General features: G+C 71.3%; 23 protein-coding genes. 9 read left to right on the top strand and 14 right to left on the bottom strand.

The genetic code is table 11. The features are described from left to right. Positions 1-37 precede the first annotated feature (37 nt). From ETU37_RS21400 to ctaC, 4 genes are all read right to left on the bottom strand, one after another. Entirely contained in the window at positions 38-1,285 is a 1,248-nt protein-coding gene (locus ETU37_RS21400) for a L,D-transpeptidase (protein WP_129989359.1), read from the bottom strand. 107 nt (positions 1,286-1,392) lie between these two features. Further along, positions 1,393-1,791, bottom strand: coding sequence for a cytochrome c oxidase subunit 4 (locus tag ETU37_RS21395; RefSeq protein ID WP_129989358.1), 399 nt, complete (start codon positions 1,789-1,791; stop codon positions 1,393-1,395). Beyond that, the gene (gene ctaD / locus ETU37_RS21390) at positions 1,791-3,530 is read right to left on the bottom strand and encodes an aa3-type cytochrome oxidase subunit I (protein ID WP_420819124.1); all 1,740 of its coding nucleotides are present in this window, start codon (positions 3,528-3,530) and stop codon (positions 1,791-1,793) included. Before ctaD ends, ETU37_RS21395 begins: the two co-directional genes overlap by 1 nt. Before the next feature lie 38 nt (positions 3,531-3,568). Further along, positions 3,569-4,453 carry an aa3-type cytochrome oxidase subunit II gene (ctaC, locus tag ETU37_RS21385; protein WP_476703578.1) on the bottom strand — a complete coding sequence of 295 codons (885 nt, stop codon included), beginning with the start codon at positions 4,451-4,453 and terminating at the stop codon, positions 3,569-3,571. Between the two features lie 91 nt (positions 4,454-4,544). On the opposite strand from ctaC, the gene ETU37_RS21380 reads away from it, so the two are divergent. Next, the gene (locus ETU37_RS21380; RefSeq protein WP_129989356.1) at positions 4,545-5,684 is read left to right on the top strand and encodes a cysteine desulfurase family protein; all 1,140 of its coding nucleotides are present in this window, start codon (positions 4,545-4,547) and stop codon (positions 5,682-5,684) included. After that, positions 5,681-5,911: a sulfurtransferase TusA family protein gene (locus ETU37_RS21375; protein ID WP_129989355.1), complete on the top strand. Its 231-nt coding sequence runs from the start codon at positions 5,681-5,683 to the stop codon at positions 5,909-5,911. The genes ETU37_RS21380 and ETU37_RS21375 overlap by 4 nt, the downstream gene beginning before the upstream one ends. Before the next feature lie 30 nt (positions 5,912-5,941). Here ETU37_RS21375 and ETU37_RS21370 read toward each other — a convergent pair whose 3' ends face one another. Further along, positions 5,942-6,928, bottom strand: a complete 987-nt coding sequence (locus ETU37_RS21370) for a carbohydrate kinase family protein (RefSeq protein WP_129989354.1) — start codon at positions 6,926-6,928, stop codon at positions 5,942-5,944. Positions 6,929-7,032: 104 nt separating this feature from the next. Here ETU37_RS21370 and ETU37_RS21365 point away from each other — a divergent pair, with 104 nt between their 5' ends. Beyond that, positions 7,033-7,245 carry a hypothetical protein gene (locus ETU37_RS21365; protein WP_129989353.1) on the top strand — a complete coding sequence of 71 codons (213 nt, stop codon included), beginning with the start codon at positions 7,033-7,035 and terminating at the stop codon, positions 7,243-7,245. Between the two features lie 91 nt (positions 7,246-7,336). Here ETU37_RS21365 and ETU37_RS21360 read toward each other — a convergent pair whose 3' ends face one another. Then, positions 7,337-8,389 carry a ScyD/ScyE family protein gene (locus tag ETU37_RS21360; RefSeq protein WP_165372632.1) on the bottom strand — a complete coding sequence of 351 codons (1,053 nt, stop codon included), beginning with the start codon at positions 8,387-8,389 and terminating at the stop codon, positions 7,337-7,339. A gap of 197 nt (positions 8,390-8,586) precedes the next feature. Here ETU37_RS21360 and ETU37_RS21355 point away from each other — a divergent pair, with 197 nt between their 5' ends. Beyond that, positions 8,587-9,183, top strand: a complete 597-nt coding sequence (locus tag ETU37_RS21355) for a hypothetical protein (protein ID WP_129989351.1) — start codon at positions 8,587-8,589, stop codon at positions 9,181-9,183. 77 nt (positions 9,184-9,260) lie between these two features. Here ETU37_RS21355 and erpA read toward each other — a convergent pair whose 3' ends face one another. Both erpA and ETU37_RS21345 read right to left on the bottom strand, forming a co-directional pair. Next, complete coding sequence (gene erpA / locus ETU37_RS21350; protein ID WP_129989350.1) at positions 9,261-9,623, bottom strand: iron-sulfur cluster insertion protein ErpA; 363 nt, start codon at positions 9,621-9,623, stop codon at positions 9,261-9,263. 102 nt (positions 9,624-9,725) lie between these two features. After that, on the bottom strand, positions 9,726-10,826 hold the full coding sequence (locus tag ETU37_RS21345) for a glycerate kinase family protein (protein WP_129989349.1): 1,101 nt from the start codon (positions 10,824-10,826) through the stop codon (positions 9,726-9,728). 43 nt (positions 10,827-10,869) lie between these two features. On the opposite strand from ETU37_RS21345, the gene ETU37_RS21340 reads away from it, so the two are divergent. Beyond that, the gene (locus ETU37_RS21340; RefSeq protein ID WP_240755873.1) at positions 10,870-11,766 is read left to right on the top strand and encodes a GNAT family N-acetyltransferase; all 897 of its coding nucleotides are present in this window, start codon (positions 10,870-10,872) and stop codon (positions 11,764-11,766) included. 39 nt (positions 11,767-11,805) lie between these two features. After that, entirely contained in the window at positions 11,806-12,981 is a 1,176-nt protein-coding gene (gene nadA / locus ETU37_RS21335) for a quinolinate synthase NadA (protein WP_129989348.1), read from the top strand. On the opposite strand, the gene pspAB is transcribed toward nadA, so the two are convergent. Genes pspAB through ETU37_RS21315 form a run of 4 tightly spaced genes read right to left on the bottom strand, consistent with a single transcriptional unit; the run spans position 12,978 to position 15,626 of the window. Beyond that, a complete protein-coding gene (gene pspAB, locus ETU37_RS21330) occupies positions 12,978-13,547 on the bottom strand; it encodes a PspA-associated protein PspAB (protein WP_129989347.1) in 570 nt (189 codons plus the stop codon). The genes nadA and pspAB overlap by 4 nt on opposite strands. Beyond that, positions 13,544-14,503: a zinc metalloprotease HtpX gene (gene htpX, locus ETU37_RS21325; protein WP_129989346.1), complete on the bottom strand. Its 960-nt coding sequence runs from the start codon at positions 14,501-14,503 to the stop codon at positions 13,544-13,546. The genes pspAB and htpX overlap by 4 nt, the downstream gene beginning before the upstream one ends. Before the next feature lie 32 nt (positions 14,504-14,535). Then, positions 14,536-14,814: a PspA-associated protein PspAA gene (gene pspAA / locus ETU37_RS21320; RefSeq protein WP_129989345.1), complete on the bottom strand. Its 279-nt coding sequence runs from the start codon at positions 14,812-14,814 to the stop codon at positions 14,536-14,538. Next, positions 14,811-15,626 carry a PspA/IM30 family protein gene (locus ETU37_RS21315; protein WP_129989344.1) on the bottom strand — a complete coding sequence of 272 codons (816 nt, stop codon included), beginning with the start codon at positions 15,624-15,626 and terminating at the stop codon, positions 14,811-14,813. The genes pspAA and ETU37_RS21315 overlap by 4 nt, the downstream gene beginning before the upstream one ends. A gap of 211 nt (positions 15,627-15,837) precedes the next feature. Between ETU37_RS21315 and ETU37_RS21310 the strand changes: the two genes are divergently transcribed. Then, on the top strand, positions 15,838-16,413 hold the full coding sequence (locus ETU37_RS21310; protein WP_240755872.1) for a DUF3043 domain-containing protein: 576 nt from the start codon (positions 15,838-15,840) through the stop codon (positions 16,411-16,413). Positions 16,414-16,511: 98 nt separating this feature from the next. Here ETU37_RS21310 and ETU37_RS21305 read toward each other — a convergent pair whose 3' ends face one another. Then, entirely contained in the window at positions 16,512-16,811 is a 300-nt protein-coding gene (locus ETU37_RS21305) for a thiamine-binding protein (RefSeq protein ID WP_129989342.1), read from the bottom strand. A 55-nt stretch (positions 16,812-16,866) separates the two neighbouring features. Here ETU37_RS21305 and ETU37_RS21300 point away from each other — a divergent pair, with 55 nt between their 5' ends. After that, positions 16,867-17,871: an aldo/keto reductase family protein gene (locus ETU37_RS21300; protein WP_129989341.1), complete on the top strand. Its 1,005-nt coding sequence runs from the start codon at positions 16,867-16,869 to the stop codon at positions 17,869-17,871. Positions 17,872-17,877: 6 nt separating this feature from the next. Here the strand turns inward: ETU37_RS21300 and ETU37_RS21295 are convergent, their stop codons facing one another. After that, positions 17,878-18,138, bottom strand: a complete 261-nt coding sequence (locus ETU37_RS21295; protein WP_129989340.1) for a YegP family protein — start codon at positions 18,136-18,138, stop codon at positions 17,878-17,880. Between the two features lie 299 nt (positions 18,139-18,437). Between ETU37_RS21295 and ETU37_RS23375 the strand changes: the two genes are divergently transcribed. Beyond that, on the top strand, positions 18,438-19,205 hold the full coding sequence (locus ETU37_RS23375) for an SCO2322 family protein (RefSeq protein ID WP_165372631.1): 768 nt from the start codon (positions 18,438-18,440) through the stop codon (positions 19,203-19,205). Positions 19,206-19,213 lie beyond the last annotated feature (8 nt).

Below are 19,213 nucleotides of genomic sequence, written 5' to 3'. Positions count from 1 at the left end.
ACCGGGTCGGCCGTAGGACCGAGACCCGGCCGTCCGATCAGCTCAGGGCGGAGCCGGCGCGGTACTGGCGGAACCGCTCGTTCCAGTCGCCGTACCCGTTGGTGAGCGTCATCCAGCGGTCGCTGCCGGTGTACTCCACGACGTCACCGCGCTTGGAGATGTTGTAGAGCCAGGCCGCGTTGGCGGTGCTCATGCCGGTGCAGCCGTGGCTGACGTTGGCGTAGCCCTGGGAGCCGACCGACCACGGGGCGGCGTGGATGAACTCGCCGGAGTAGGTCAGCCGCATGGCGTACTCGACGTCGTCGATGTCGTAGTACTCCGGGTCGTCGCGGTTGATGCCGACGGTCTCGGAGTTCATCCGGCGCTCGCGGAACTTCTCGATGATCACCTTCGTGCCGGAGCGGGTGGTGAAGCCCGCCTTGCCCGTGGTGATCGGCAGGGTGCGCAGCAGGGTGCCGTTCTTGAACACCTTCATGGTGTGCCGGGCGATGTCGACCCGGCTGACCATCGCGTCGCCCACGGTGAAGCTGGTGGACCGGCTGAGCTGGCCGTAGACGCCGTTGCCCGCCGGGATCGAGTTGACGTCGGCGTCGACGGTGACCTGGGTGCCGGGCTGCCAGTAGGTCCGCGGCCGCCAGTGCACCTCGTTGTCGCTGATCCAGTGCCAGGCGCCGGCTTGCTGGGGCGAGGAGGTGACGGTCAGGTGCTTCTCGATCGACGCCTTGTCGGTGACGGGTACGTCGAACTGCACGATGACCGGCATGCCGACGCCCACGACCTCGCCGGAGAGCGGCGCGACGGACGGGAAGGTCTGCTGGTCGAGCGTGAGCGCGTCGGTCCGGAACACCTTGGACGAGCGCGTCTCGAGCCCGTCGACGTCGACGGCGACGCTGCGGACGCGGTAGCGCAGCCCGGGCTCGAGGCGCTGCGCGGACGTCCACGCCGTCTTGTCGCTGCTCAGGTCGCCCTTAAGCGGCCGGTTGCGCTTGCCGAAGGTGACGGCGACCTTGCGGAACGTGCCGTCGGTCGCGGTCAGCTCGAGCGTCCCGTCAACCGGGACCGTGCCCGTTTTGGGGAGGTTCGTGGAGATGGTGGCGGCCGGTTCGGGAGTAGCCGACTCCTCGGCCTGGCCGGGCCCGTCGCCGCCGCCGATCGGGGCGGCCGCGTCGTCGTCGTTGGCGCCGGCGGTGCAGCCGGCGAGCGCGATGGCGAGGGACAGCCCGGCGGCGAGCGCGGGCAGGCGTCGACGCGCCTGCGGGCGCGGATGAGTGCCGTGGATGGACATGGGATCCCCTCGTGCGACGTACAGCTGCTCATCCAGGGTAACAACGGGAACGGGCCCCACCTGCCTCCGCGGCTGGTGGGGCCCGTCACGTTCGGGTCACGGCGCGCTCAGTGAGCGTGCTCTCCGCGGTAGTACTCATAGATCCAGCCGCACAGGGCGATGGAGCCCAGGCCGACGCCGATGATGAGCAGCCACCAGGCGCCCATCGCGGTGCCGAACACGATCAGGCCGAGCGTGGCGGCGCACCACAGCGGCCACCAGCTGTACGGCGGGAAGAACCCGAGCTCACCGGCGCCCTCAGCGATCTCGGCGTCCTTGCGGTCCTCCGGGCGCGGCTCCATGCGGGACGCGTGGAAGCCGAGGTAGAAGGTCACCAGCAGCATGAGCAGCGCGGTCATCACCAGCGCGGAGGTGCCCGTGGGGTCCTTGGCGATCAGCCAGTAGGCCGGGGCCACCAGCACGAAGAACACCGAGCAGATGACGAACAGCCAGGCTTCAGCCTTCATCAGTTGTCGCCTCCGTCGCGGTCGTGCGGGATCGTCTTGCCCTGGTCCTGCAGGTTGTCGCGCAGCAGCTCCGCGCGGCCCTCGACGCTGGGCGCGTCGACGATGTCGCTCTCGCCGAGCTTGTCGTTCTGCTCCATCTCGAGCGCGGCCACCTCGGGGTGGTGCAAGTCGAACGCCGGCGACTCGGACCGGATCCGCGGGATGGTCACGAAGTTGTGCCGCGGCGGGGGCGAGGACGTCGCCCACTCCAGCGAGCGGCCCCAGCCCCACGGGTCGTCGCGCTCGACCATCGGGCTGCGGCTCGACTTGTACACGTTGTACAGGAACGGCAACGTCGAGGCGCCGAGCAGGAACGCGCCGACCGTGGACACCTGGTTGAGCGTGGTGAACCCGTCGCTCGGGAGGTAGTCGGCGTAGCGGCGCGGCATGCCCTCGACGCCCAGCCAGTGCTGCACGAGGAAGGTGGTGTGGAAGCCGATGAACAGCAGCCAGAAGTGGGCCTTGCCGAGCCGCTCGTCGAGCATCCGGCCGGTCATCTTCGGCCACCAGAAGTAGAAGCCGGCGAACATCGCGAACACCACGGTGCCGAACACCACGTAGTGGAAGTGCGCCACCACGAAGTAGGAGTCGGAGACCGCGAAGTCCAGCGGCGGGCTGGCCAGGATGACGCCGGTCAGGCCGCCGAAGAGGAACGTCGTCAGGAAGCCGATCGACCAGAGCATGGGGGTGTCGAACGAGATCGACCCGCCCCACATCGTGCCGATCCAGTTGAAGAACTTCACACCTGTGGGTACGGCGATCAGGAACGTCATGCCGGAGAAGAACGGCAGGTCGACGGCGCCGGTCACGAACATGTGGTGCGCCCACACGGCCACCGACAGCACCGCGATCGAGATCGTCGCGGCGACCAGGCCGACGTAGCCGAAGACCGGCTTGCGGCTGAACACCGGGAGGACCTCGGTGATGATGCCGAAGAACGGCAGCGCGATGATGTAGACCTCGGGGTGCCCGAAGAACCAGAACAAGTGCTGCCACAGGATCGGGCCGCCGTTGGCGGCGTCGAAGACGTGCGCCCCGAGCATCCGGTCGGCCTCGAGCGACAGCAGCGCGCCGGCCAGGATCGGGAACGCGATCAGCACGAGCAGGCTGGTGACCAGGGTGTTCCAGACGAAGATCGGGAGCCGGAACATCGTCATGCCGGGCGCGCGCATGCAGATGATCGTGGTGATGAAGTTGACCGCGCCGAGGATGGTGCCCAAACCGGCCATCCACAGACCCATGATCCACAGGTCACCGCCCACGCCCGGCGAGCGGACCTCGTTGGACAGCGGCGTGTAGGCGAACCAGCCGAAGTCGGCCGCGCCCTCGGGGGTCAGGAAGCCGACGGCGGCGATCAGTCCGCCGAACAGGAACAGCCAGTAGCTGAACATGTTGAGGCGCGGGAACGCCACGTCGGGCGAACCGATCTGCAGCGGCATGATCACGTTGGAGAAGCCGAAGAACAGCGGCGTCGCGAACAGCAGCAGCATGATCGTGCCGTGCATGGTGAACAGCTGGTTGTAGACCTCGTCGCTGACCACCTGGTTGCCCGGGAACGCCAGCTCGGAGCGGATGAGCAGCGCCATCACGCCGCCGACGAGGAACCACGCGAACGACGTGCCCAGGTAGAGCTTGCCGATCAGCTTGTGGTCGGTGGTGGTCAGCACGCGCACGACCTGCTGGCCCAGCGTCTTCGGCACGGTGCGCGTGCGCCCGGCCTGGAATGCGGCTGTGTCGGTCACTCCGACCCCTCCGTCGTGTCGTCGTCCTGGACCTCGTCCTCGAGACCGGGCTGCGTCGTGGCGTCGGAGCCGCCGAGGGCCTCACCGGTGTTGCCCTGCTCCTGCAGATCGGCGAGGTGCTGGGCGTACTCGTCCGCGCTCACGACGTCGACGTTGAAGAGCATCCGCGAGTGGTACGCGCCGCACAGCTCGGCGCAGCGGCCCACGAAGGTGCCCTCCTCGGTCGGCGTGAACGAGAAGCTGTTGGCGCGGCCGGGGATGACGTCCATCTTGAACAGGAACGCCGGCACCCAGAACGAGTGGATGACGTCGGGCGACAGCAGCTCGACGCGCACCGACTCGTCGACCGGGAGCACGAGCGTCGGCCGGTCGGCCGTCGTACCGCCCTCGTAGACCGAGGTCGAGCCGTCCAGCGCGTCGTCCTCGATGTAGTTGAAGGTCCACGACCACTGCTGGCCCACGACCTTGATGTTGTGGTCGGCCTGGTCGGCGCTGACCTCCTCGAGCACGTCGTTCTGCGTGGTGACGGTGTAGTAGAAGAACACCAGCACCATCACGATCGGCGCGACCGTGTAGAGGATCTCGATCGGCAGGTTGTACCGCGTCTGCACGGGGATCTCGTCCTCGGCGCGACGGCGGTACTTCCAGGCCGCCCAGCCGATCAGGCCCCAGACGATGATGCCGACGATGATGGCGGCGATCCAGGCGCCGTGCCACAGGTCGTAGATGAACGGAGCACGGTCGGTGACCGGCTCCGGCATCGCCAGACGCCGGATCTGCGCCTGGTCTTCGACTGAGCAGGCGCCAAGCAGCAGGAGGCCCGCGGACCCGACGGTCAGCAGTCCGACCCTGCGGGCACGCGGGGGGAGTTCCAGACCCACGAACGAGCCTCTCTCTCACGACGACGGTCAGCCCGAACACTACTACTGAGGCTGGGGTGAATGCCGTGCAGGGCCCGGTAGTTTCACGGGTGTGACCTATCCGACCGGTGCGGCCCATGGCTACCTCGACAGCGCCTCCGCCGAGCCCCTGCACCCCGCCGCGCGCGAGACCCTGCTCGCGGCGCTCGACCAGGGGTACGCCGACCCGGTGCGGCTGCACGGTGCGGGGCGCAACGCACGTCTGCTGCTCGACAACGCGCGCGAGGTCACCGCGTCCCTGCTGGGCGCCCGGCCGGACGAGGTGACGTTCACGTCCTCGGCCACCACGGCGGTGCACCGCGGCGTCCTCGGCCTGCTCCAGGGCCGGCGCCGGGCGAGCGACCGTCTCGTGCACTCCGCCGTCGAGCACTCCGCGGTGTTCAAGGCAGCGGAGTGGTGGTCCGCCTCCGGTGGTACGTCGGACGTGGTCGGCGTGGACTCCCACGGAAGGGTGCTGCTCCCCGAGGTCGAGGCCGCTCTCGCGCAGGGGGCCGGCGTGCTCGCGGTGCAGGCGGCCAACGGGGAGGTCGGCACCGTGCAGCCGATCGCGGCCGTCGCCGAGCTCGCGGCGGCGCGGGACGTGCCACTGTTCGTCGACGCGGCCGCGTCCGCGGGCCGGCTACCACTCCCCTCCGGCTGGGCGGCCGCGTCCGCCGGGGCGGCGCAGTGGGGCGGGCCGGCCGGCGTCGGCGTGCTGCTGGTGCGCACCGGCACGCGCTGGCGCTCACCGTTTCCCACCGACGACCGGATCGACCACCGGGTGGCGGGATTCGAGAACGTGCCGGGCGCGCTGGCCGCGGCCGCGGCGCTGCAGGCGGTCGTGGCCGAGCGCGAGGAGACCGGCGCCCGGCAACGAGCCCTGGTCGACCGGATCCGCGGCCGGGTCGCCGCGGAGGTGCCCGACGTGGACATCGTGGGCGACCCCGACGACCGGCTCCCTCACGTCGTCACGTTCTCCAGCCTCTACGTGGAGGGCGAGGCCCTGGTGCGCGAGCTGGACAAGCACGGCTTCGCGGTGTCGAGCGGCTCGGCCTGCAGCGCGTCGACGTTGACCCCCTCGCACGTGCTCGCGGCAATGGGCGCGCTCACCCACGGGAACGTCCGGGTCTCGCTCGGCCGGGACACCACGGAGGCCGACGTGGACGCGTTCCTCGACGTGCTGCCCAGCGCGGTCGCGGGGCTCCGGCCGTGACCGACCTCGAGCTCGACTGCCGCGGGCTGCGCTGCCCGCTGCCGGTGATCCGGCTCGCCAACGCGATCGGCGACGTCCCCGTGGGTGGGACCGTCGCGGTGGTCGCCGACGACCCGGCGACGGGGCCTGACACGCAGGCGTGGTGCCGCATGCGCGGGCACGAGTTCGTCGGGCAGGACACCGCCGACGACGGGGTGCCCCGCTACACGGTGCGGCGCGCCCTCTGACTGAGACTGACTCAGGACTCGCTCAGGACGTCAGGGGCGCGGCGTCCGGACGTGCTGCGCGACCTCGGCGGCCGCGCCCTCGCCGTACGTCTCGGCGAACCGCTCCACGAACGCCGCCTGGTGCAGGGTGTACTCCTGCGTGCCGACCCGCTCGACGACGTACACCGCGAGCAGGCAGCCGAGCTGGGCGGCGCGCTCGAGCGACAGCCCCCACTCGAGCGCGGCGAGGAAGCCCGCCCGGAAGGCGTCGCCGACGCCGGTCGGCTCGACCTTCTCGATCTCGGGCACGGCCGGGACGACGATCGGCTCCTCCCCCGCCCGCTCCACCCGCACGCCGGCGGCGCCGAGCGTGACCACGAGGGTGCCCACGCGCTCGAGGATCTCGTCGTTGGTCCAGCCGGTCTTCTTCTCGATCAGCGCGGACTCGTATTCGTTGCTGAACAGGATGTGCGCGCCGTCGATGAGCTCGCGGATCAGCTCGCCGTCACCGAACGCGAGCTGCTGGCTCGGGTCGGCGAGGAACGGGATGCCGCGCTCGCGGCACTCCTGGGTGTGCCGCAGCATCGCGTCGGGGTCGTTGGGGCCGACCAGCACGAACGTCGCGCCGCCGACCCGGTCGGCGATCGGCTTGAGCTCGATCTCGCGGGCCTCGCTCATCGCGCCGGCGTAGAACGACGCGAACTGCGCCATGTCCTTGTCGGTCGTGCAGACGAACCGGGCGGTGTGCCGGGTCTCGGAGACGTGCACGGACTCGCAGTCGACGTGGTGCCGCTCGAGCCAGCTCCGGTACTCCACGAAGTCCTCGCCCACCGCGCCCACGAGCACCGGACGCAGGCCGAGGTTGCCCAGCCCGAAGCAGATGTTGGCGGCGCAGCCGCCGCGGCGTACCTCGAGGTCCTCGACCAGGAACGAGACCGACAGCTTGTCGAGCTGGTCGACGACGAGCGAGTCGGAGAACCGGCCCGGGAACGACATCAGGTGGTCGGTGGCGATCGATCCGGTGACGAGCAGCGACACGAGCGGGGTCCTCGGGGGGTCTGGGGAACCGGGCGGTCTGGACACGCGGAGCCTACCTGCCGGCCGGCTTGGGGTACCGATCGGTAATCCCTAGCGTCACTGCCATGACCTACCAGCGGCTCCCGTACGACGACGCGGCCAGCGCCGAGCAGATGACCTCCGACGCCCGCAAGGCGGCGGCCGTGGTGACGGCGCTGCGGCGGCCGGCGCCGAGCATCCGCTACGAGGACTACCCCCGCGAGGTGCCCAAGCCGACGATCGAGGTCTCCGAGGCCGCGGCTCGTCTCGCCGCCGCGCTGCACCTGCACCTGGACTAGAGCGACGTCCCGTCGCCGGGACGAGAGCAGAAGAAGGCCCGTGCCACCTCGGTGGCACGGGCCTTCCCTCGTCGGTCAGCCGTTCAGGGCCTCAGCCGACCTTCATCACCCCACCCGGACCGAAGACCGGGCCGGAGGTGAACACGTTGCCGTTCGCGCCGACCGCCACGCCGCCGGGCAGGTGCACCTTGCCGGGGCTGAGCTCGCGCATGCGCTCGCGGTTCTTGCTGATCTTGATGATCGCGCCCTCGGTGGAACCCTCGAGCTGCATCTCGGCGGCCAGCCAGCCCATCTTGGACAGCTCGGCCGCGTAGAGGGCGCCGTTGCCGCCGATCGCCAGCGAGACGATCGAGGTGAGGCCGTCGGCGACCCGGGTGCAGGCGCCCTTGGTCGGCTTGTTCGGCTTGCAGACCGCGCCGTGCGCGCCCGGCTCGACACGCCACACCTGCGACGTACCCGGGGTGGCCGGGAAGCCGCGGAGCTCGCCCAGGTAGATCGCGCCGTCCTTGCCCTGCACCACGGACGTGATGACGGCCTCCGACGGGATCGGCGTGCCGGCGGGGGGCAGCTCCGGGTCGTCGAAGCCCTCGGGCATCTCGACCGTGCGGGTCTTGACCCGGGCGATCGGGGTGACCTTGCCCTTGCGGGTCACGTGGATGACCGAGTTGTTGGCCGCGTCGGCGACGAGGACTCCGTCCGCGACGGCGTCGAGACCGTAGGGGTTGCTCTCCGCCGCCTTGTCCTCGAGGTCGTACGGGTCGGGGTTGTGCCGCTTCTGCCAGGCGCCGACGTCGAGCACCTCCCGGCGCTTGTGGTCGCCGCTCCAGAGGTAGAGCGTGCCGTGCCCACCGCCGGTGAGCGCCCACACGTCGCCGTTGCCGGCGACGGCGACCGCGGAGCCGAAGCCCTTCGCGACCTTGCCGATCTTGTGCGCGCTGTCGTCGCTGCGGTCGATCTCGCTGATGACCCCGTCGGAGTCCGCGACGATCATCCGGCCGTGGCCGATGTCGAGACCGCGCGGTCCGTTGAGTCCCTCGACGGCGCGGGCCGAACCCGCACCGTTGGCCGCGGGTACGGCGGCCAGCGCGGCGGCCACGGCGCCGGCACAGGCGACCACGAGCGCGCGCTTCCTGGGTGAAGTCATGAGTGGTGCTCCCCCTCTGGGTCGGAACAAGGGGACGGAGGCCCTCCCCCCGCCCGTCGGACCAGCCAACTGGGCACCCCGGGCGCCTGTGAATGCCCTGACCGGACCCCCTGGATGGCCCAGGTGGGCCATGCAATCCGGGACGACCCGGGCAAACTGCCCGGGAACCGCCGGCCCGGCTGCCGCGTCGAAGTGACATGGACGCAGGACTTCGCCGCTGGCTGGTGCCCGCCGGCGCCGCGCTCGCCGTGGTGCTGGTGATGGCCGCCGTGTGGTGGTCGCAGCGGCCGGGCGACCCCGGGCCCGGCTTCGGCTCCGCGCCCGCTCCGCCCTCGGCGTCCTCCGTGCCCGGCTTCCCCGGCCAGGACGGCGGTGGCGACCCCGCCGATCCCGGTCAGCCCGACAGGCCGGACGGCGGGCTCACCCCCGTGCCCGGTCCTGACGCCGCGCCGCCGCCGCAAGCGGGGACCCAGGCGATCGAAGGCTGGTTCGCGCGGGACGACACGACGCTGGCGCTCAACTACGCGACCGGCATCCCGGAGTGCTACGGCACGGTCGGCGAGCCGCAGGTGGCGGAGACCGCGAGCACGGTGACGGTGACGCTGCCCAAGACCCCGCCCAAGAGCGACCGCGAGGTCGTCTGCATCGACATCGCCCTGATGCGGTCCGTCGACGTCACCCTGCAGTCGCCCCTGGGCGACCGGGTGGTGCGTGACGGCTCCCGCGACGACACCCGGATTCCTCGCGCCGACGCACCGTACAGCGACGGCAGCGAGGGCGAGCCGGCGTACTGAACCCGAGCGGTACCCGGCAAGCACGAGGCCCCCGCGACCAGGTCGCGGGGGCCTTGTAAGGGCTCAGCGGGGGCGGCTCAGTGGAACGAGTCACCGCACGCGCAGGAGCCAGTGGCGTTGGGGTTGTCGATCGTGAAGCCCTGCTTCTCGATCGTGTCGACGAAGTCGATCACCGCGCCGTTGAGGTACGGGACGCTCATCCGGTCGACGACCACGGCCACGCCGTCGAAGTCGGTCACGACGTCGCCGTCGAGGTTCCGCTCGTCGAAGAAGAGCTGGTAGCGCAGCCCGGAGCAGCCACCCGGCTGGACGGCGATGCGCAGCTGGAGGTCGTCGCGGCCCTCCTGCTCGAGGAGCGCCTTCACCTTGGCGGCAGCGGCGTCGCTCACGTTGATGCTGTCGGTGCGAACCGCGGTCTCGGTCTCGACCTGCTCGGTCATCTGCTGGCTCCCATGGGTCTCGGAGGCTTCTTGCTCGTCTTCAATGGTCGCACACCCCCGGCTATTCCCACGCCCGGACCGTGCGTCGTGGGTCACATGCGCTCACATGGTGGACCAGGTGCGGGCGGTGCGCTCCGCAAGCGCCGCCAGGCTCCCCGCGGGGTCGGCGAAGCTGGCCTCCTGCCCCACCAGGTCGGCCACGGAGTACGCCGACTCGATCCCGACGGCGCGCATCTCACGCGAGCCGATCAGCACCTGGCCGGCCAGCGCGATGCAGGGTCGCAGCGCCTCGGCCGCGACCTGGGCCACGCCGTAGGGCACCTTGCCCGAGCGCGACGAGAAGTCGAAGGCGCCCTCACCGGTGACGACCAGGTCGGCCCGGCGGGCCCGGGTGGGCAGACCCACGGCGTCGGCGACCAGGGCGATGCCCGGCTCCCGGGCGGCCCCGAGCAGCAGCAGTGCGTAGCCCAGCCCGCCGGCCGCGCCCGCCCCCTTGGCCAGCGCGAGCTTCTTGTCCGCCGCGGCGGCGAGCCGCTCGAGCGCGGCGTCGACGGCCTGCAGCCGGTCGTCGGCGACCCCCTTCTGCGGGCCGTAGACGTTGGTGGTGCCGATGAGCCCGAGCAGCGGGTTGTCGACGTCGCTCGCCGCGACGAGCTCGACGCCGGCCACCCGCTCGCGCGCCGCGGCCACGTCGACGGCGTCGAGCCCGGCCAGACCGGCCGGGCCCCCGGTCAGCGCGTCCGGGGGCGTGCTGGTCGCGCCGAGGGCCGCGAGCAGGCCGGCTCCCGCGTCGTTGGTCCCGGTGCCGCCGAGCCCGACCACGACCCTCGCCACCCCGGCGTCCACCGCCGCGGCGACCAACTCGCCGACGCCGTACGACGAGGCGTGCTCGGGCCGGCGGTCGTCCTCGGGTGTGAGGTGCAGGCCGCACGCCTGGGCGGCCTCCACGTAGGCGCTGTCCCCGACCCGGAGGACCGTGCCGGGCACCGGGTCGCCGTAGGGTCCGCGGACGGTGGCCGCGAGCAGGTCGCCGCCGAGCGTCGCGTGCAGCACGTCGACGAAGCCCGGGCCTCCGTCGGCCATGGGCGCGAGGTCGAGCTCGTCACCCGGTGCCCGGCGGCGCCAGCCCTCGGCGATGGCGGCGGCCGCCTCGACGGCGCTGAGCGTGCCGGCGAACTTGTCGGGGGCGATGAGCACGCGCATGCGCCCATCCTGCCGGTCGCCTCGACGCCACTAGGTTGGGCGGGTGCCCGGCTCCCCCGACTACTACGTCCGCCCGATGACGCAGGACGACGTGATCGGGGTGGAGCGGCTGACCTCGGAGGCGTTCCACGACCTCGACGTGCGCACCCACCGCCCGCACCTGCCCGCGCCGGCGCCGCGGTCGCCGGAGAAGTCGGTGAACTGGCAGATCCGGGTGCGGCACATGCTCGAGCACGACGCGGGCGGCTGCTTCGTCGCCGAGGACGCGTCGGGGTTGATCGGCGCCAGCGTGTCGCTGCGCCGCGAGCTGATGTGGATCCTCGCGACGTACGTCGTCAAGCCCGGCCTGCAGGGTCGCGGTGTCGGCAGGCAGCTGCTCGACGCCTCCCTGCAGCACGGGCGCGGCTGCCTGCGCGGGCTGATCGCGGCCTCGGAGGACCCGCCGGCGGTGCGGCGCTACCGGATGGCCGGGTTCACGCTGCACCCGGCGATGTACCTGATGGGCCGGGTGCCGCGCGAAGCATTGCCGGTCGTCGAGCGGGTGCGCGCCGGGAGCGCGTCCGACATCGACCTGATGAACTCCGTCGACCGGCAGACCCGGGAGGCGGCGCACGGCGTCGACCACGAGCTGCTGACGTCGATGTACCGGCTCGTCGTGGTGGACCGGTCGACCGGGTCGGGCTATGCGTACGTCGAGCCGGGCGGCGGCCCGTACCTGCTCGCCGCGACGAACCGCCGTACCGCGGCCGACCTGCTGTGGGAGACGCTCGCCGCGTCCAGCCCGGAGCGCAGCGTGGTGGTCGGGCACGTCACCGCGGTGAACGAGTGGGCCGTCGACGTCGGGATGGCCGCGCGGATGGACCTGCACACGGCGGGCTACCTCGCGATGCGGCGCATGAAGCCACCGATGCCGTACCTGCCCAGCGGTCACTTCCTCTGACCGTCACGACGGTTCGGGGGCGCATGGGAAGATGACGCCGTGACGACGACCGACCTCCCCCTGCTCGTGCTCGGGCGCGGCACCGACCCGGCCTCCGAGCGCGGCGTCGACTGCCCGGGCAGCCTGCCGGCCGCCTCCGACCCCGACCTGGTCGCCCGCGCGCGGGCCGCGAAGGAGGCGCTGGGGTCGCGGCTGTTCGTGCTCGGCCACCACTACCAGCGCGACGAGGTCATCCAGTTCGCCGACGTCACCGGCGACTCGTTCAAGCTCGCGCGGGACGCGGCCGCCCGTCCGGACGCGGAGTACATCGTCTTCTGCGGCGTGCACTTCATGGCCGAGTCGGCCGACATCCTCACTGGCCCCGACCAGAAGGTGATCCTCCCCGACCTCGCCGCCGGCTGCTCGATGGCCGACATGGCGCGGATCGCGCAGGTCGAGGACGCCTGGGACGCGATGGTCGAGGCCGGCATCGCCGACAGCGTCGTACCCGTCACTTACATGAACTCCTCGGCCGACATCAAGGCGTTCTGCGGCCGCAACGGCGGCGCCGTCTGCACCTCGTCCAACGCGCAGGTCGCGCTGGAGTGGGCGTTCGCCCAGAAGCCCGACGCGAAGGTCCTCTTCCTCCCCGACCAGCACCTGGGCCGCAACACCGCGGTCCTGCAGATGGGCTACTCGCTCGACGACTGCGTCGTCTGGGACCCGCACAAGCAGAACGGCGGCCTCACCGCCGAGGAGCTCCGCGACGCGAAGATGATCCTGTGGCGCGGGCACTGCTCGGTGCACGGCCGGTTCTCCGCCGAGGTCGTCGACGAGCTGCGGGCGAAGATCCCCGACGTGCAGGTCCTGGTCCACCCCGAGTGCAAGCACGAGGTCGTGACCAAGGCCGACCTGGTCGGCTCGACGGAGTTCATCATCAAGACGATCGAGGCCGCCCCGGCCGGCTCCTCGTGGGCGATCGGCACCGAGCTCAACCTCGTCCAGCGCCTCGCGGACGCCCACCCGGACAAGAACATCGTGTTCCTGGACAGGACGGTCTGCTACTGCTCGACGATGAACCGGATCGACCTGCCGCACCTGGTGTGGGCCTTGGAGAACCTCGTCGCCGGCACCGTCGTCAACCAGATCCAGGTCGACCCGGAGACGGAGAAGTGGGCGCTGGTCGCGCTGCAGCGGATGCTCGACCTCCCGGCCCGCACCGCGGCGAAGGACTAGACGCCGGGGGCTCCCCAGACCGCCATCCAGCGCTGCATGTCCGGCTCGACCGGCAGGTCGTTCTTGACCAGGTCGCGGACCTGCATCTCGAGCAGGTTGTCGCGCTGCTGCCCGGCGCCCGGCTTCGGCGCGAACGGGTAGAAGGTGCCCTGCTTGTAGAGGTACACCAGCGCGAGCGGCCGGCCGGTCGCGTCCTTGAAGGACACCAGCGAGCACAGCAGCTGCGGGCCGAAGCCCTGCGCCTCGAGCGCGGTGTTGATCGCGTGCAGGTCGGTGACCAGCGCCGAGGTGTCGTCCTGGCGCGCGATCAGCCAGGTGAAGCCGAACTCGTCGACCTGGCGCTCCAGATCGGGGTCCTCGTCGTTGTCGAGCACCGCGGTGATCTCGGCCTCGGCCGCGGCGAACGCGGCACCCTCGGCGGCCCGGAAGCAGACCGCGCCCACGCCGGTCGGCTCGAACGAGGCGGCGGTCTGCAGGGTGATCGCCGCGGTGGGTACGGCGAACAGGTCGTCGAGGTCGTTGCGGACCTTGGGCCGGCGACCCAGCAGCGCGTCGACGATCTTCACAGCTGACCCGGCTGGCCGGGCTGCGGGAAGCCGCCGTCGAGGGGACGGCCGAGCTCGGCCGAGATCTTGGCGAGCTGCTCGAGCCGCTGCTCCAGCGACGGGTGGGTCGAGGTGAGTGTCTTCAGCGACATGCCGCTGATGGCCGGGGTGATGAAGAAGGCGTTCATCGACTGGGCCGAGCGGAGGTCCTTGTTGGGGATGCTGGCGATGTCACCGGTGATCTTGGTGAGCGCGCTGGCCAGGGCCGAGGGCTTGCCGGTCAGGAACGCGCCGGACCGGTCGGCGCACAGCTCGCGGTAGCGCGACAGCAGCCGGGTCAGGAAGAAGCTGATGGCGTAGGTGACCATGCTGACCACGAGGACGACCAGCCACACGGGTGCGCCGCCGCTGTTGCTGTCGCGGCCGCGGCCACCGAAGATCGCGCCGTACTGCGCGCCGCGCGTGGCCATCCCGGCGATGATGCCGGCCGACGAGGCGAGGGTCATGACGAGCACGTCGCGGTGGGCGACGTGCGACAGCTCGTGCGCGAGGACCGCTTCGACCTCCTCGGCCGACAGCCGGTCGAGCAGGCCCGTCGTCACGCAGACCACGGCCCGGTTGGGCGAGCGGCCGGTCGCGAACGCGTTGGGCAGGTCGGTGTAGGCGATCCCCACGCGCGGCTTGGGCATGTCGGCCAGCGCGCAGAGCCGGTCGATGACGGCGTGCAGCTCGGGTGCCTGCTCGGGCGTCACCTCGCGGGCCCGCATCGCCTTCATCGCGAAGGTGTCGGAGTTGTACCACTGGAACCAGACCACGCCGAGGCCGATCCCGCCGATGAGCAGGATCAGCCCGGGGCTGTTGCCGAACGCGGCGAGGAGCACCGCGACGAACCCGACGAGCAGCGCACCGAGCAGGAACATCACCAGCGTCATCCGGGCGGTGAGGCCGGTGTCCTTGATGAACCGTGTGTGCGCCATGTGTCGTCCTTCGTGCGGTGCGGTGGGGGGCGTCAGCCGGGGATCAGGCCCTCGCCGGTGAGCATCTCCCGGACCTCGTCGATGCTCGCGTCGGCGGGCGGCAGGATCAGGTCGGAGTCCTCGAGGGAGTCGTCGGCGAGCAGGGAGCCGGAACCCCGGACGGCCGTCAGCAGGCCGGCCAGGGCCTCGGTGAACGCCGCGTCGTCGCCGGCCTCGACGGCCTGCTCCAGGGTGTCGTCGAGGGTGTTCAGGCCGGACACCTCGGCCTCGGGCAGGTCGTACTGGCCCTCGCCCAGGATCCGGATGATCACGGCTGACCCTCCTGCTTGGTCTCCTCCGCGACCGGCTCGGCGACGGGCTGGGCGGTCGGCTGCGCGGCGGGGGTGGAGTCGCCGGCCTCGAGCGCCTGCGGCGCGGAGCTGCCGGACCCGCCCGCCTTGAGGGCGGCGAGCTCGGCCTCGACGTCGGAGCCCGAGGACAGCGCCTCGAGCTCGCGGGCGATGTCGTCGCCCTGACCGATGGCGGTGGCGTCGTCGAGCGCGCCGGAGGCGATCAGCTCGTCGATGGCACCCGCGCGCGCCTGCATCTGCGCGGTCTTGTCCTCGGCCCGCTGGATCGCGAGGCCGACGTCGCCCATCTCCTCGGAGATGCCGGAGAACGCCTCGTTGATCCGGGTCTGCGCCTCGGCGGCGGTGTAGGTGGCCTTGATCGTCTCCTTGCGGGTGCGGAAGGCCTCGACCTTGGCCTGGAGCCGCTGCGAGGCCACCGTCAGCTTCTCCTCCTCGCCCTGGAGCTGGGCCTGCTGCTGGCGCAGCTCGCTCACCTGACCGGCCAGGCCGGACTTGCGGGTGAGCGCCTCGCGGGCGAGGTCCTCGCGGCCCATCGAGAGGGCCTTCTTGGCCTGCTCGGTCAGCTTGTTCTCCTGCTGCTCGAGCTGGGCGACCTGGAGCTCGACCCGCTTGCGGCTGGTGGCGACGTCGGCGACGCCGCGACGCACCTTCGAGAGCAGCTCCACCTGGCGCTGGTAGCTGTAGTCGAGCGTCTCGCGCGGGTCCTCGGCGCGGTCGAGCGCCTTGTTGGCCTTGCTGCGGAAGATCAGGCTCATGCGCTTCATGAGGCTCATGACGGGCGGGCCCCCTCGTTCTGTCTCGGGTGGTTTGGGTGACGGTCTGCCGACGCCGACCACCCTACGGTCAGAACGGGTGGGATCGGGAGAGAGTTCCGGTCCTCCCCCGCCGTACGCCGGAAGCCTTCTCGTCGCGGGGCACCTGCGGCGCGGCGGTATCGTGAGACCTCACGACCGCTCCCCTGTGCCAGAGAAGAGTTCGAGCCCGTTGTTCCGACGTTCCAAGTCCGACGAGACCGCCAGCGCCGCCACCACCGCCGAGGTCAAGGAGGGCGGCAAGGGCCGGCCGACGCCGACCCGCAAGGAGGCCGAGGCCGCCGCCAAGGCGCGGGCCCGTGCCCCCATGGACAAGAAGGCCGCCCGGCAGACGCTGCGTGACCAGCGGACCAAGCAGAACGCCAAGATGCGCGAGGGGATGCGCACCGGCGACGAGCGCTACTTGCCCGCCCGCGACCAGGGCCGGGTCAAGAAGTTCACCCGCGACTTCGTCGACGCCCGGATCTCGATGGCGGAGTTCCTGCTGCCCCTGCTGGTCGTGATCATGGTCGCGCAGACCTTCAACCCGACCTTCGCCAACGGGCTGTGGAGCGCCACGATCCTGGTCGTGGCCCTCGACACCGTGCTGATGGTGTGGCGGCTCAAGCGCGAGGTGCGCACCCGGTTCCCCGACGACTCGCACAAGGGCGTGACGTCGTACGCCGTGCTACGGGCGCTGCAGATGCGCTGGCTGCGGCTGCCCAAGCGGCAGGTCAAGGTCGGCGAGAAGCTGCCCGACCGCTACTGACCGGGCGCGCTCGACCTCGTCCCCGGGAGTGGCTCGATACCGATATCGGTAGTCGAAGGGTGACCCATAGGTCACGGTCGGACCACCGATATCGGTGGTCAGCCGGCGAGGTGACGCTCGACGCGCTCGACCTTGGCGGTGAGCTGACCCTCGAAGCCGGGCCGGATGTCGGCCTTCAGCACCAGCCCGACGCGCGGTGAGGTCGCGGCGACGACGTCGACGGCCTGCTTGACCACGGCCATCACCTCGTCCCACTCCCCCTCGATGTTGGTGAACATCGCGTTGGTCTCGTGGGGCAGGCCGGACTCGCGGACGACGCGCACCGCCTCGGCGACCGCGGCGCTGACGCCGCCGGTGTCGTCGGCGGCGGTCGGGCTGATGCTGAAGGCGACGAGCATGCGGCCAACCTAGTGGCGTGATGCGTCGTCACCGTCCGTGGGTACGTTCGACGACATGGAATTCCGACACCTCGGCAGCAGCGGTCTCCGGATCTCCGAGATCGCCTATGGCAACTGGCTCACCCACGGCTCGCAGGTCGAGGAGGACGCCGCGCTGGCGTGCGTCCGCCAGGCCCTCGACGAGGGGATCACGACGTTCGACACCGCCGACGTGTACGCCAACACCGCGGCCGAGACCGTGCTCGGCAAGGCGCTGGCCGGCGAGCGCCGCGAGGGCCTCGAGATCTTCACCAAGGTCTACTTCCCGACCAACGAGAAGCGGCACAACGACTCCGGGCTCTCCCGCAAGCACATCATGGAGTCGATCGACGGCTCGCTCCGACGGCTGCAGACCGAGTACGTCGACCTCTACCAGGCGCACCGGTACGACGACGCGACGCCGCTCGAGGAGACGATGGAGGCGTTCGCCGACGTCGTGAAGGCCGGCAAGGCGCACTACATCGGCGTCTCGGAGTGGACGGCCGACCAGCTCCGCCGCGGGCACGAGCTGGCGCGTGAGCTGCACGTCCCGTTCGTGTCCAACCAGCCGCAGTACTCCATGCTCTGGCGCGTCATCGAGACCGAGGTCGTGCCGACGAGCGAGGAGCTCGGCATCGGCCAGGTCGTCTGGTCGCCAATCGCGCAGGGCGTGCTGACCGGCAAGTACAAGCCGGGCGAGCAGCCGCCGGCCGGCTCGCGGGCGACCGACGACAAGGGCGGCGCGGACATGGTGTCGCGGTGGCTGCGCGACGACGTCCTCACCCGGGTGCAGGAGCTCGCTCCGCTCGCCGAGGAGGCCGACCTGTCGATGGCGCAGCTCGCGGTCGCCTGGGTGCTGCAGAACCCCAACGTGTCGACCGCGATCATCGGCGCCTCCCGGCCCGAGCAGGTGACCGAGAACGTCAGGGCCGCCGGCGTACGCCTCGACCCGGACCTGCTGAAGAAGATCGACGAGATCCTCGACCCGGTCGTCGAGCGCGACCCGGCGAAGACCCAGTCGCCGAGCCGGCGGAACGGCTAGCCGCGGTCAGCCGGCCGCGTGCAGGCTCATCGGGCCGTAGACCTCGCGGTCGCCTTCGAGCAGCGTGACCTGGTCGACGCCGTCGTCGGCCAGGTCGCGCCAGACCTCGCCGACCCACGACTCGGCGTCGCTCTGCGACGGGAAGCGCGGACTGCCCTCGCCGGACGTCACCTCGTTGCCGTCGGCGTCCTCCAACCGCCAGTGCCACACGTGGGACGGGTGCGGCTCGGGGGTGCCGAACGCGGAGGACTCCAGCGAGTGCGTCATGTGGCGAGGGTAACGGTGTCCACCGACCGGGTTCCTTTGACGCCGGTTCGCGGCGCGTGGGAGATTGAGGGCGCAACACAGAACTGCCGCGTCGCGGGAAAGCCGGTCCGAAGCCGGCGCTGACCCGCAACCGTAGGCCGTCCGCGACGAGCGGGTACGGCGAGCCGGAACACCGCGACCAGGCAGCGGCTCCCCACATCCGTCGAGGTCTACGGGACGGAGCCGGACTCGGTCACCCGCATGCTCTGGGGCGCCCCGCGGTCCGGTCCCGTCTTCGGATCGCCGCAAGAAAGGGCCCCATGGGCACGCACACCACCCTGCGCCGCATCGCAGGCGTCCTGGCCGCCGTCGTGCTGGCGCCGGCCACCCTCCTCGCCACCGCCGGTCCGGCGAGCGCCGAGGACGGCTACAAGTACTGGAACTACTTCCAGGTCGAGAACGAGGCCTACGCGTTCGCCCAGAAGGGTCCGGCCGACACCACACCGAGGGACGGCGCCGTCGAGGGCTGGCGCTTCGGCACCTCCACCGAGCAGGTCGGCATCGAGCCCCGCGCCGACCTCGCCGAGACCGGGTTCGACCAGGTCTGCGAGGGCACCGACTCCGGCGACGGCGAGAAGCGCGTCGCGGTCCTGGTCGACTACGGCACCGAGGCCGACGCCCCCGGCGGCAGCACCCCCGTTGAGCCGACCGCTTACTGCGCGGTCGTCCCCGAGGACGCGTCCGGCCTCCAGACCCTCGAGTCCGTCGCCGACGTGCGCACCGAGCAGGGCGGCATCTGCGCCATCGACGGCTACCCGGCCTCCGGTCCCTGCTTCGACACCGTCAAGGACGCGCAGGTCGAGAAGGACCAGGCGACCGTCGCGTTCGCGCTGCCCGCGGCGGCGACCGCCGCCACCGACTCGGAGGCCCCCTCCGACGACGCCTCCGCGACCGCCGGCGACTCCACCGACGAGGCCTCGGCCGAGGACGAGGGCGGCATCAGCTGGCCCCTCGTGGCGGTCATCGCGCTCGTCGTGGTGATCGGCGCGGTCGCGATCCCGCTGTCGCGACGCAACCGCGACTCCTGACCGGGCCG

Origin of the sequence: Nocardioides iriomotensis (assembly GCF_004168035.1) — a bacterium.
Classification (GTDB): Bacteria; Actinomycetota; Actinomycetes; order Propionibacteriales; family Nocardioidaceae; genus Nocardioides_B; species Nocardioides_B iriomotensis.
Note: the sequence above shows the minus strand (reverse complement) of the source record. Positions and strands in the feature narration are given on the sequence as shown.

Coding starts and splice junctions, on each gene's coding strand:
- ETU37_RS21395 (WP_129989358.1), bottom strand. CDS start 1,791: ATGAAGGCTGAAGCCTGGCTGTTCGTCATCTGCTCGGTGTTCTTCGTG.
- ETU37_RS21315 (WP_129989344.1), bottom strand. CDS start 15,626: ATGAGCCTCATGAAGCGCATGAGCCTGATCTTCCGCAGCAAGGCCAAC.
- ETU37_RS21400 (WP_129989359.1), bottom strand. CDS start 1,285: ATGTCCATCCACGGCACTCATCCGCGCCCGCAGGCGCGTCGACGCCTG.
- ETU37_RS21295 (WP_129989340.1), bottom strand. CDS start 18,138: ATGACGCACTCGCTGGAGTCCTCCGCGTTCGGCACCCCCGAGCCGCAC.
- ETU37_RS21345 (WP_129989349.1), bottom strand. CDS start 10,826: ATGCGCGTGCTCATCGCCCCCGACAAGTTCGCCGGCACGCTCAGCGCC.
- ETU37_RS21355 (WP_129989351.1), top strand. CDS start 8,587: ATGGACGCAGGACTTCGCCGCTGGCTGGTGCCCGCCGGCGCCGCGCTC.
- htpX (WP_129989346.1), bottom strand. CDS start 14,503: ATGGCGCACACACGGTTCATCAAGGACACCGGCCTCACCGCCCGGATG.
- erpA (WP_129989350.1), bottom strand. CDS start 9,623: ATGACCGAGCAGGTCGAGACCGAGACCGCGGTTCGCACCGACAGCATC.
- ETU37_RS21305 (WP_129989342.1), bottom strand. CDS start 16,811: ATGCTCGTCGCCTTCAGCATCAGCCCGACCGCCGCCGACGACACCGGC.
- ETU37_RS21365 (WP_129989353.1), top strand. CDS start 7,033: ATGACCTACCAGCGGCTCCCGTACGACGACGCGGCCAGCGCCGAGCAG.
- ETU37_RS23375 (WP_165372631.1), top strand. CDS start 18,438: ATGGGCACGCACACCACCCTGCGCCGCATCGCAGGCGTCCTGGCCGCC.
- ETU37_RS21300 (WP_129989341.1), top strand. CDS start 16,867: ATGGAATTCCGACACCTCGGCAGCAGCGGTCTCCGGATCTCCGAGATC.
- ETU37_RS21360 (WP_165372632.1), bottom strand. CDS start 8,389: ATGACTTCACCCAGGAAGCGCGCGCTCGTGGTCGCCTGTGCCGGCGCC.